General features: G+C 41.3%; 8 protein-coding genes. 1 reads left to right on the top strand and 7 read right to left on the bottom strand.

Annotation, left to right across the window (positions count from 1 at the left end; all coding sequences use genetic code 11):
- Window positions 1-689 precede the first annotated feature (689 nt).
- A complete protein-coding gene (locus DBR11_RS09355) occupies window positions 690-1370 on the top strand; it encodes an aspartate/glutamate racemase family protein (RefSeq protein ID WP_108551907.1) in 681 nt (226 codons plus the stop codon).
- A 225-nt stretch (window positions 1371-1595) separates the two neighbouring features.
- On the opposite strand, the gene DBR11_RS09350 is transcribed toward DBR11_RS09355, so the two are convergent.
- From DBR11_RS09350 to DBR11_RS09320, 7 genes are read right to left on the bottom strand one after another with little or no spacing between them, the layout of a single operon-like run.
- Window positions 1596-2867, bottom strand: a complete 1272-nt coding sequence (locus DBR11_RS09350) for a glycoside hydrolase family 71/99-like protein (RefSeq protein ID WP_199233804.1) — start codon at window positions 2865-2867, stop codon at window positions 1596-1598.
- Between the two features lie 13 nt (window positions 2868-2880).
- Window positions 2881-3900 carry a family 43 glycosylhydrolase gene (locus DBR11_RS09345; protein ID WP_108551905.1) on the bottom strand — a complete coding sequence of 340 codons (1020 nt, stop codon included), beginning with the start codon at window positions 3898-3900 and terminating at the stop codon, window positions 2881-2883.
- A 10-nt stretch (window positions 3901-3910) separates the two neighbouring features.
- Window positions 3911-4546 carry a hypothetical protein gene (locus DBR11_RS09340; protein WP_108551903.1) on the bottom strand — a complete coding sequence of 212 codons (636 nt, stop codon included), beginning with the start codon at window positions 4544-4546 and terminating at the stop codon, window positions 3911-3913.
- 33 nt (window positions 4547-4579) lie between these two features.
- A complete protein-coding gene (locus tag DBR11_RS09335) occupies window positions 4580-5848 on the bottom strand; it encodes a glycoside hydrolase family 71/99-like protein (RefSeq protein WP_108551901.1) in 1269 nt (422 codons plus the stop codon).
- Window positions 5845-6561, bottom strand: coding sequence for a DUF3823 domain-containing protein (locus DBR11_RS09330; RefSeq protein ID WP_108551899.1), 717 nt, complete (start codon window positions 6559-6561; stop codon window positions 5845-5847). Before DBR11_RS09330 ends, DBR11_RS09335 begins: the two co-directional genes overlap by 4 nt.
- A 19-nt stretch (window positions 6562-6580) precedes the next feature.
- Window positions 6581-8413: a RagB/SusD family nutrient uptake outer membrane protein gene (locus DBR11_RS09325; protein WP_108551897.1), complete on the bottom strand. Its 1833-nt coding sequence runs from the start codon at window positions 8411-8413 to the stop codon at window positions 6581-6583.
- 11 nt (window positions 8414-8424) lie between these two features.
- Window positions 8425-11571, bottom strand: coding sequence for a TonB-dependent receptor (locus tag DBR11_RS09320; protein WP_108551895.1), 3147 nt, complete (start codon window positions 11569-11571; stop codon window positions 8425-8427).
- Window positions 11572-12029 lie beyond the last annotated feature (458 nt).

The following is a 12029-nucleotide window of genomic DNA, read 5'->3' as shown; positions in this document are numbered from 1 at the left end:
CTTCTCAGGATGAATTGGGTCCGCAAGATGTGGCGCTTATTGAAACAGCCATCAAAAGTAGTTCTCATATATGCTTTTTAAACTATTAGTTGTTTGCATTTTAAAAAACTTACACAAATGGCAGAATATTTTTAACAGACGATCAGTTGCCTATTTACTTTCATACAGTGCATAAAAAGGTCTGGTTATGAAAAATAGATTTTCTGATCGCGCTGAACCTTCCAGGTTCTGAGGCTTGATCATGAAAACCTATTTTTCTTGGGTGCAGACCGGGGAGGGTGGAGAAAGGACAATGGGAAAAATGGGCAAAAATGGCTGTACTTGAAATCTTCTTTGGTTCAGTAAGGACTTTCGGCCTACAACAGATGGCTAACAGCTAGGTATGGGATAGGGGTCAGATTCATATTGTATTCGATGAAATGGCTATTTATGCCCAAGGAAATGCTCATAAGGGCACATTACCCCAGTAATCTGGCTATAGACACGCTATAAAGGCCATTTTCAAACTAATCTTTTACTATTAACTGAGAATATCGTGGCAGATAGCGGGGAAAAAATACTGTTGGGAGGTGTTTTCTTTTTAAACTATTCAGTTGTATCTGAATTTTTAGATATTTACGTGGAGAGGAAGCTATTGTAGCTCAAGACCAGCAATTAGAATAAAGTTACATAGTAATAACAAGATATTAATGAAGAAAATTGGGTTAGTAGGTGGGATTAGTTGGGTATCGACGATGGACTACTATAAATTTATAAACGAAGGTGTAAATTCAAAATTAGGAGGGCTGAATTTTGCAGAGTGTATAATTTACTCCCTGAATTTTGGAGATATTCAGGCAAGGGGTTGGAATAATTCTTTTGATCTATTACAGACTGCCTGTGAAAGCCTGGAGAGGAGTGGTGCAGACGGTATCGTTTTATGTGCCAATACTGCACACCTTTTTGCTGACGAACTACAAGCTATAACCCAATTGCCAATTATTCATATCGGTGTAGAAACTGCAAAAGCGGTTAAAAAAGAGGGTTTAAAGAAAGTTGGCTTATTGGGAACAAAGTTCACAATGGAGATGGATTTTTATAGAAATAAACTTGAAGAGTATGGCCTTGATGTTTTGATACCAGAAAAACAAGAAACCAGAGATTATATCCAATATACTTTAAAAGAAGAACTCGGAATTGGCTTTATCAATCCTCAAACTAGAGATAACTATATTTCTATTACAAATGAGCTCGTTAAACGTGGGGCCGAATGCATTATTTTAGGTTGTACGGAAATACCTATGTTAATAGGCCAAAGTGATTTTAATATTCCCATTTTTGACACAACAAAAATACACTCAGAAGCAATTTTGGAATTTATAATTTCTTGAAGAGAAACGACGCCGTCGGTATTATGAGAAGAGGTCAACGCTTATGCCCTGGTTACAGGCTCGAGCGATGGTATTGGAAAAGCTTTAGCCACAGAACTTGACAACCAGATGGAGATTGGTGTCTGTGAGTGAGCATCTGGGGCTAGCGGGTGTGATAGCCTAATCTTTAGCCCCCACGTCGCCAGTAACATGGCTTGTGGAGGCTATAAACTAAATAAACTATGATTATAGCATTGGTTTTGTAGGTCGGGTTACGGTAAGCGGAATCTCACCCCTGAACATCTTAGCTCCGTCACCAGATAACCTGAGGTAATAGTCAGAAGAGCAAGCCGTACCATCTTCATCAAGAGTAACAAAGGAAGTTCCTGCTGGAATAAAACTGGCATTTTCTGCTGTTTTTGCAATTTGGTTCCCTTCGTTATATTCATCAAACATGGAAATGTAGAGCCCCTGTGCACCCAGACTTTTCATATTGTAGAACTGCCGCCACATAAAATCTCCGTGAATCCGCTGATGTTCCTGAAGGTCGCCCGGTAATATGCAAGGTTGATAATCAATTCCGTTGGCTTTACAATAGGCCATGTCTGGCATGTTAATGGTTCTGTATTTGGATTCAATTTCACTAATGGTGCCTATTCTCCCGATCATCCATGGAGAGATCATATCCATGGCCTTATAGGCCGAAAGAAATTTTGGTCTGGAATCACTATCCTCGGTGCGCCAGTTGGTGGGTACACCGCCAATCACATAACAACCTTTACTTTTGAACCAATTAATCACGTCTATACAGACATCTGCACTGAAAGGGTGGTTGTTGTCGGAAAAACCAAATCCCCAGATGCAGACCACAGGTTTGCCGTTTTGTTTGGCGTAGGCAGAAGACGAGGTATAACCCGACATTTTATTGGTCCAGTCCGTTTTAATTTCCGATTGCATATTGACCCATCCGCTGATATCGTACATGATATAGAATTTACGTCCATGCAATTCTGCCGCGGTTTTCACTTTTGCCGTAATGGCATCCCGAACTGGTCCTTCAATTCCGTTGGGGTTGAACCGTTGTAATGCAGCTACATCCAAGCCGTTTTGCTTCATCCAGAGGAACTGGGTGTTAACTGTCTGATCGTTAAAAGAAGAAAATAAATTGGCTGTCTGCCCGTTCCCAAAGTTTGGAAAGGAAGTAGGGTAGGTAGACGTGTATTCTCTTACGTCTGGCCAGGATTTTATTCCTGAATTGGTTGTTGAAGGTAATTTTGCCCAGTCTTGTGTCCAATGCCACCAGGCATCTATAGGAGAGCCATCGCCTTTGGCAGCAAACCATCCCTGGTAGCCAACGGTAACTTTTCCAACTACATCCCCTGGGGGGGAGGGCGTGATGACTTTCCCTCCCGGAGATGGTTCCGGTGCAGCTGGCTGATCGATGCCCTTTTTAGAGCAGCCCGCGGTTAAGGCAAGCAAGGTGGTCAGCACAAGTATATTTAATGATTTTAGGTTCATAGTTTGGTTTAGATTATTTGGTGAGTCCACTGGTCTGAACCACTTTTTTGATGGTTCCATCGGCGTTGTAATACAATTTATCTACACAAATTGACCTTAACCAATCTTCATTAGACAGGGCACTGTTGTGGTAAAAAGAATACCATTGGCCTTTGTATTTCACAATGGAACCATGGTTAGTAAAGCTATCGGTAGGATCCATATAAATGCCCTGACTGGTCCAGGGGCCCAACGGACTTTTACTGGTGGCATATCTCATTTGGTTGTGTTTGCCGTCTTTATCATGGTTGTCGGAATAAGAAAGATAATAAAGTCCATCTTTTTTATGTACCCATGAAGCTTCATGAAAGTCTGTAAGACCTTCCATCTTCTTCATTTCGCCATCAACTTCCATCATATTGTCTTTGAGTTTTCCAGCTTCACAAGTGCCACCACCACCATAGAAAAGGTAGGCCTGACCATCATCATCTACAAAAACGCATGGGTCTATCATTGACTTAAGCCCTTCAATGTATCCTTTTACTTCAAACCCGCTAGCCGGACTTTTACTTGTGGCCACACCGATTTTCCAGGTAGTGTTCCAGTTGTCGCCAGATGGATGAGGGAAATAGAAATAGTATGTCCCATTTTTATAAGCGCAATCCGGGGCCCACATAAATCCGCCTTCTTTTCTTCCCCATGGCACCTGACTGGAATTCAAAATTTCACCATGATCTTTCCAATCAACCATATTGTCTGTGGAAAAGACGTGATAGCGGTCCATCAAGTCACAACCCCGTGCCGGGGCAATATCGTGAGATGCATAGACATATAAGCGGCCATCTGCCCACACTCTGGCCGAAGGGTCAGCGGTATACATATTCCGGATAAATGGATTTCCCTTTGTTTTTTTAGAGGAAGTGGTCTTCACCGATAAATTGTCCTTTTGGGCAGTACAGCTGAAACTGCCCAGCAAAATGGTCCCGCCCAGAGTTAAAGCCAATACGAATGACCTGTTGTTGCAGCGTTTTGATTTTTTTAATAAAGTATTCATATGGTGTTGTTTATTTTTGTACAAATTTTAATCCGTCAATGCCGGTCACAAAGTCGGCAGATACTTTTTCTTTGGTATTGAAAAATACCCTGAAGTAATTCATGGCTGCAAGGTTTGCCCCACCATCTGAGGAATAGGCATCACTGATGTTTAATTTTAAGCGGTTCCAGCCATTGACCAGAGGCCCAACTTTCATGATATCCCATCCGTACCTGGATTTGTCAGGATCATTGGCACTACTGATCTGTATCTGGCCCTCTTTCAACTGACTGGCATCCTGGATGTAGAACCAAAACATAAATTGTCCGTTCTCTGGTGTTACTTTTGTATCAACTGGCGGTACATTTCTCCTTTGGTACTGCATGAAATCCTGGCCTGGTGTAATCCTGGATTTAATATAGCCTGTGCCTTCTTTTTTACCCTGAGTTTCTAAGCTGCCTGTACCTAAAGCAACATCCCAGAGACCATCTAATTTATCACAACTGTCAAACAAAACAAATGGTTTGGCATCATCAGGATCAATCACAACCGGTGGGTCTGGATGCAGTCCGCTTGTGTCCCTTGATGGGTATTCTGTTTTTTTACAGCCTCCTGCCAGAACAAGGGCTATTAAAGCGTATACTATTGTTGAATTTCTTAATTTCATAATTTTAAGTTTTTAAAAACTAACTATTCATTTTTACTGTAACCTCAAAGGTTTAACAGCGCTATAGCCACCTTTTCCATGAAACCATTTTGTTCCCTGGCCGGTCAACCATAAATAATAATCAGAGGTCAGTTCATTTTCAATTCCAACGAATTTGAAACCTTCATTTCCGTTTATGGGGACCTCGGCGACCCTTGCGGTCTTAAAAATGGCTGTGCCTTCATCTATTTCATCGAACATGGCTACATATAAGGATTTCGCACCCGCCTGTTTAGCACCTGCAATCTGCTGCCACAGAAAATCACCTTTCAGGCGAGGAATGGCATTATAGATTGTGGTATCCTTGTGCATATTTCCCCAGGTAAATCCGGGGAATACCAATGGTACATAATCTATTTTGTGTTGTTTGCACCAAGTTATATCATCAGCAAGGATCTGTGGATTATAGGTTTTGGAATCAAATCTGCCCACTGCCCAGGGCATGAGGATATCTGCTTTTTTGATGAGTTCCTGCAGCAAGGGAGATTTGTCCGTATCCCTGCCTGCCGTTCTCCAGAAATAGGGAACACCTAGCATAATTGACACGTTATTTCGAGGTCCTTTGAGCATGTCTACGAGCTTGTTTACATCGTTAATAGTATACCGCCTTCGGTCATTAAATCCTACTCCCCAAATAGTCACCAGGGGCTTCCCGTGATGCCATAGATAAGTAGGGTTAATCTTTGGGTCAGATAATTTAAATATGCTTTCAAGTTCTTTCCAGTCTTGCTCGAGGTATGCCATGTCTGCACTAGAGCAGCCACTCAGGTCGTACATTACGCTTATGGCTCTGTCGTATTTTTTTGCTGCTTTTAAGGCGCTTTCCAATACTTTATTGAAATGCCTTTTTCCGGAAGCTGACTTCACTTCACCCAGGAATCGCTGCATGTGCACTCCGTCAATGCCATATTCTTTCATCCATTTAAAATGCAGGTCAACGCTGCTTTCATCATATGGACTATATAAATAAGCATCTTTTCCATCCGCAAATTTGAATGGAGATTTATACTTTTTAGGGTATTCAGTTACATCAGGCCAGAGATCTACATTGGTATTGCCTGGATAAAAACCACCTCTGCCCTGGTAGTGGTACCAGCCGCGCTGCGAACCGTCACCATTGGCAGCAAACCAACCCTGGTAACCGGCCATGACCAAGTGGCTATAGGACGCATACCGTGGGCCTTCTATCCGGGTACCCGATATCGAAAAGGCACCTGTGGCAGTGATTAAAAAGATATAAAATGAAATCTTTAATTTTTTCATGGAACTTTGATTTCTACGATCTCAGAATAATTGACGCTTTTATAACTGTCGTTTACCCTTGCACCCACCCTTACAAAGAAGATCCTCCCGGAAAGAAGCGCAGGGACAGTGATTGTAAACGACTTATCCGCAGGTGACATATCGTTCCATTCCTTATCGACCGTAACTTTCAGATCACTTGAATACTCTTTAATGCTGGCATCCGAACCTACAAATTTGGTGGTGTTGATGTAGGGTTGTACGTCAGAGACCCTTGGCATACCAGCCCCAATCGGTGCATCGATGGTAAAAGTTAAAATAAGATCTCTATTGTCAGTTAGTGTATGTGTAAAGTTTTTGATTACCAGGTAGGGGGTCAATTCAAAATCCTGTTTAGTACCTTGATCAATATTGACCTCCAATGGGGTCAAAATAGGCCAAAATGCTCCTCCCTTAGGGGTTACCCGGTATTTTCCTTTAAATAATTTGGAATCTTTAAAAGTTCCATCGATCTTACTTGGGATCTCCTGAGGGGTTGGTGTGTCACTCCAGCTGATCTGTTCCAGTTTAACCTGCATGCTATTGGTAGAGGTAAGGAAATTCTGGCCAGTGGTTTTATCAATCAACCTGCCTTCAAAAGAAGCATTGGGCTCAGGGTAGTTGTCTATTTTAGTACATGCAGAAATTGCCAGCAAACTTGCTCCAAGTAAAATTCTGCTCATGATCTTTTTCATATCTTAAAATTTTAGAGGCTTAGTAATTCGGATTGTTAGGAAACAGATTCGGGTTTTTGCCCAGTTCTCCCCCAGGGATAGGTTCGTAATAATACTTTTTGTCAAAAAAGTAATTGCGTTCATAGATCTCCGGCTCGTTCAGAAAAATATACTTCCCCTCATTAAAGACATAATAAGGCATTAACCCTCTGAATTTAGAGTTGTCAAGAACTATATCGGCCGTTCTCCAACGTTTTAAATCCCACCAGTAATGGTTCTCAAAAGCCAACTCTTTGTTTCTTTCCAGACGGACATCGTTTGTAGAAACGCTACCTGCAATCGTTGCACCTGCCCTGGTGCGGAGTAGGTTGATACAAGTGGTTGCATCTTCTGTATTGCCCAGTTCAGCTGCCGCTTCTGCTCTGTTGAGGAGTACTTCTGCGTAACGTAATTCAATCCAGCTTTGAGTACTTTGAAATAGGCCACATTGATTTTGCGGGCGGTTATAGTCAATGTATTTCCGTACGTAAAAGCCAGTCCTGGTTGTTTTATCTGGGCTGCCATTGGGTTTGATCCCTGTAATGCCTGAAATCCTTTTGCCTTCATATAAGGTGTTTTCATCTGCAGAAACTTTTCTGTTTGTACGTTGGTCGGCGGGTTTGGCAACTTCGGCAGCTGCAGTTCCTGTAAAGGAGGTGTAAAGCCCCCTTTGGGTGTCAAATTGGTAACCTCTTAAGCTGGCACCGGGAAAATAGACCGTGGCCAGTAACCTAGGTTCCAGACCGGCCATAAGGTCTTCTAATTTATCGAAACGGCGCGGTGTACCATCAGCATTGGTGATGGGGAGGGTGATGAATTTCTGTACGAAATCTAGCGTTGGGTAAGACCGGCTATCTCCATCGGCAGTCATATAACGTGGAGAAAATGTTGCATCCCAGCTGTGTGCAGTATTGCTGGCGATAGAATAATCTCTTACCAGGATGTTTTCCGGGCTTGTTTGATCAAGGAAAGCATCAGCATAATTTTTTACTTTATCTGCATCTTTTTGATAGAGTGAATAGTGCCCTTCCACTAGTTTAGCTGCATCCCATGCTTTAGTAAAAAAGCCATTGGCTGCGGTTGCGGGAATTCCCACAAAACCTTGTGTCCTGGCTTCACCAGCTACAAAATTTACAGAGCCATATTTTGCTATAGAACCTGCATATAGCATTGCCCTTGATTTCAGTGCCGCTGCTGCATATTTATTAGCTCTTCCCCTCGGGCTGGTAGCTGGCATCAGTTCAAAGGCTTTATCAAGATCATCTCCGATAAAGGTCCATACATCTTGTTCTTTATCGCGGTGTACCTGGAGTTCTTCGATCGATTGCTCCGGGTAGTTTTGTACAGTTTTTATAATTGGTACCCCGCCATAACGTTTGGCCATAGCAAAATAGAAATAAGCCCTGCAGAAATAAGCTTCACCCGTTAGTTCTTTAATACGGGTATCCGTGAAATTGGCCGAATTTTTAGGTAATTCCTGCATCAGGTTATTCACAGCACGTATTTCCGCATATGGCCAATAGCCAAATCCGCCACCAATGTCCATTCCTCCATATGGTCCTACTGATTCGCCGGTAACGGCCGAAGAATGCCAGAAATGTTCCCATTCATGGTGCAGATTAAACCCCGACTGACCATCACGTCCTCCGGGCCGGTACGTAAAATCTTCAATCGGTAATTTCCTGTAGATGTCTGCCATGTAGGCATCTATACCTCCTTCTCCACCAAATATGACGTCGGAGGTAAGAATGCTTTTTGGTTTGATGTCCAATTTATGGCAGGAAAATAACATTCCTGCGATAAGCATGGTTATGATGAGTTGATATCTTTTCATGATCTGGAATTTTAAAAAGTAATGTTAGCACCCAGGTTAAAAGTTCTGTTGAGCGGATACTTGTAGCCGCCTAAAGATTGGTTGAAGCCTGCATCTGGAATTTGACCAGGATGCTCTGGATCGCTGTTTTTAAGTTTTGTTAGGGTTAATAGGTTATACGCATTGGCGTAGATCCGTAACTTTTTTACCCCAATGCGTTTCAATTTCTCAAAGGGGAGGGAATAGCCAAGTTCGAGCGTTTTTAGTCTGATATAGCTGGCATCCTGAACCGCTTTGGTACCCTCTGCTATGGGCGATCCCATTGCCGGATATTTGCCAGGAATCCACCGGGTATTAGGATTAAATACATTGTCTGATGGGTTTACGGTATGCCAGCTATCCAGAAATTGCGATAAAGAACTTCTGTCGTACATAAGCGGTTGCGCATATTGCTCGGTATATTCTACATAGAAACTAGTAGATCCTGCAAATAGTGCATTCAGATCAAAGCCTTTCCATGTTAAACCGATATTGATCCCGTAATTGATTAGAGGTATGTCTTTCGTGGCGATGGGTTTTTCATCTTTTTCGTTGATTACACCATCTTCATTCCAGTCTTGGTAGTAGTAATCTCCGGGAACAGTATTGTTGTTACCACCGCCCGCATTTACAGGATGGTTATAGATCTGATCATAACTTGAAAACTGTCCGCCATAGGTTTTGCCCCACCACAGGTTATTATATCGGTTGGTTTTACCATTTCTCCATTGGAGGTATTCATTTCCGGCCTTTGTTTCTATTACAAATCTGTTCATGGTGCGTGTGGTAGAAATATTACCACCTATATTGTAGCCAAACTCACCAGCTTTGCCACGGTAATTTAACGAGAATTCAAGTCCTTCTGTCCGGTCTGTATTTAGGTTTTCTTCGGGCAAATCAATACCTACAGTACCCGGTACGGCTACATCTCTTCTGGCTAGTAATCCGTTTCTATCTCGTCTGAATATATCAAAAGTCCCCTCTAATTTACCTCTCCAAAGACTGAAATCCAACCCGATATTTTTCATGCTGGTGGTATACCAGGTTAAATCGTTGTTCACTGCTGGTCTTGGTGCAGCACCACTAATGAATTGTCCGTTAAAAATATAGCCATAGATGCTTTGGTCGTTTGGATTAATTGTTGGATAATTATAGCCTGGGATATATTGAAACTGCGTATCGGTATCATATCCGGCCTTACCGTAGGATACCCTAAGCTTTAAGTTAGATAAGATATCAGGTGAAATGAAGTTTTTAAAGAAGCCTTCTTCGGTAATCCGCCATCCAATGGATGCAGCAGGAAAGAAGCCCCACTGACTTTTACCAGGCTTAAATTTATTAGATCCATCTTGACGGAAACTAAACTCAGCAAGATACTTTCCTTTATAATCGTAGTTTACACGGCCTACATAAGCGCGGTATACAACTTCGTTGATATTGCCGGTATTCATGCTACCTATCTGATCTCCAGCTTCTCCGCCAAATAAATAGTTGATGGGTAGGTTAACATTCCTTTGGGCAAAAAAGTTATCCCCTTTGGAGAAACTTTCTTCGAAAAGGAGTAATCCGGATACGTTATGGTCTTTGTTAAAAGTATGCGCATAATTCAGGGAGAGCTGGCTGAGCGTAGACATGTTATTGCCATAATAGCGCATTAGAGTAGTTGGCGATTTTACGAGGGAAGCGACGTAAGTGTCGGTTACTGCATTATAGGTATATAACTTATATTCTTTCTTTTGCTCTGTATTGTCATCTACACTATATCCATAATTGAACATCCCTTTGGCTTTTAGACCCTCAATTCCAGGAATGTCATACTCCAAACTTAGCTGACCCTGAAAGTTCTTTTGTGTTTGCTTTTTGTAACCTACTTTAGTGGCATCTGAGATAACGGCAGGATTGGCATTCTCAGACATTACACTTGGATATTCAGGATTATCATTAGCAAAGATTCTATTGATTGGAATCTGGTTCCATGTATATTTAAATATGGTCCATAGATCCTGGTAAGGTTGGTTTTTTTCATCTGTATATCCGGAGGCCAGGATTTGCGCTCTTAACCTTTTGGAAATATTAATGTTTACATTGGACCGGAAATTATAGCGGTTATAGTCCAAAGAGTTGGTTTTAAAAATACCATCTTGTTTCATATAACCGAGGTTAAAGAAATAGGTGATCTTTTCTGTACCACCATTTACATTTAGATTGTGCTGGATTTGCGGGGATGTTTTCTTAAATACAAGTCCAATCCAGTCTGCTCCTTTGGATGTTCCGTCAAGCCAGGGCTTCATGTCGGCATAGGTATATGTTGGTTCAGAGTTGCTTACAAAGTTATTGGCAAAGGCACGTTTGGTCTTTTCATTAGTCAACATCATGAAATCTACTGGCCCAACGCCTTCTGGCATTCCTAAAAACTGTTGCCAGCCTTGATTTACAGAATAATTGATATCGAATTTCCCATTTTTATCTCCTTTTTTGGTGGTCACCAATATCACTCCATTTGCAGCTCTTACCCCATAAATTGAAGCTGCACCATCTTTCAATACAGAGATGCTTTCAATTTCATTTGGGTCCATTCTTTCAATACCACCTCTGGGTACCCCATCAATTACGATAAGTGGGTTTCCCAATCCACGAATGTCAAATTGGTTTTCAAAAGAGCCCGGTTCTGCTGTTTTCTGTAACACACGTAGCCCTGGGATCTTACCAGTAAGCATGTTCACCACATTTTCATTTTTAGTGACCGTAATTTCTTCACTTTTTAATGTTGATACGGCGCCGGTGACTGTTACCTTTTTCTGGGTACCATAGCCTACAACTACTAACTCATCAAGGTTTTTGTTGTCTTCCTGTAGTGTGATTTGAAAATCTTTTTTGTTTTTGATCTGTATTTCTTGAGGCATATAACCTACATAGGAAATTTGGAGATAGGATTCTGTATTTGGGGCAATGATAGAAAACTTCCCCTGTTGATCTGTAACAGCAACTATAGTAGTGCCCTTTATTTTGACACTAACTCCTGGAAGACCAGCGCCTGCGGCCGCATCAATTATCTTTCCACTGATGGTAACCGATTGCTGGGCCAACAAAACGAGGGGAAAAAGAAAAAACAGGGTAAGTAGGTATTTAATTTTTTTCATACTGTTTAATTATTTTGGTTTAATTCTTTTTTATGATTACCCAAATAGGGTATTGGAAAGGCTATGATACCTGATAAGCCGCTAAGGGGAGTTTGATTGGTTGGTCGTCATGTCTATATTTGGTTTGGTTTATATTTTGCTGCACTTATGTGGTGCAACTTTTTTTTGTTCTATTCAATTAAATTTTGAAATAACTAATAAAACTTCATTAAAGAGTAAGTAGTGGTTTTTAAATATAAGGCAATCGATTGCCTATTTATGATAAAAAAAACTAGCTCCTATTTTTTTGCTAGCTACTAGTCGACCTCTTTTGTATGGCTTAATAATTACTTCTTCTTGTAATCAGGGATAAACTTATTATCCTGCTATTAATAAATGCTTAATATTGAATTAACGGCAGAATTAATTGTTCAATTAATAGGATTAACATAGAGATATATAGGCCTGTAGCGCTACAG

The sequence above is a fragment of the Pedobacter sp. HMWF019 genome, from assembly GCF_003061025.1.
GTDB lineage: Bacteria > Bacteroidota > Bacteroidia > Sphingobacteriales > Sphingobacteriaceae > Pedobacter.
The sequence above is the reverse complement of the archived record's forward strand: the minus strand, read 5'-3'. Positions and strand labels throughout refer to the sequence as shown.

What these genes read in the sequence shown, in the direction of transcription:
- DBR11_RS09340 (WP_108551903.1), bottom strand. Translation starts at nt 4,546, where the DNA reads ATGAAATTAAGAAATTCAACAATAGTATACGCTTTAATAGCCCTTGTT.
- DBR11_RS09345 (WP_108551905.1), bottom strand. Translation starts at nt 3,900, where the DNA reads ATGAATACTTTATTAAAAAAATCAAAACGCTGCAACAACAGGTCATTC.
- DBR11_RS09355 (WP_108551907.1), top strand. Translation starts at nt 690, where the DNA reads ATGAAGAAAATTGGGTTAGTAGGTGGGATTAGTTGGGTATCGACGATG.
- DBR11_RS09330 (WP_108551899.1), bottom strand. Translation starts at nt 6,561, where the DNA reads ATGAAAAAGATCATGAGCAGAATTTTACTTGGAGCAAGTTTGCTGGCA.
- DBR11_RS09325 (WP_108551897.1), bottom strand. Translation starts at nt 8,413, where the DNA reads ATGAAAAGATATCAACTCATCATAACCATGCTTATCGCAGGAATGTTA.
- DBR11_RS09350 (WP_199233804.1), bottom strand. Translation starts at nt 2,867, where the DNA reads ATGAACCTAAAATCATTAAATATACTTGTGCTGACCACCTTGCTTGCC.
- DBR11_RS09320 (WP_108551895.1), bottom strand. Translation starts at nt 11,571, where the DNA reads ATGAAAAAAATTAAATACCTACTTACCCTGTTTTTTCTTTTTCCCCTC.
- DBR11_RS09335 (WP_108551901.1), bottom strand. Translation starts at nt 5,848, where the DNA reads ATGAAAAAATTAAAGATTTCATTTTATATCTTTTTAATCACTGCCACA.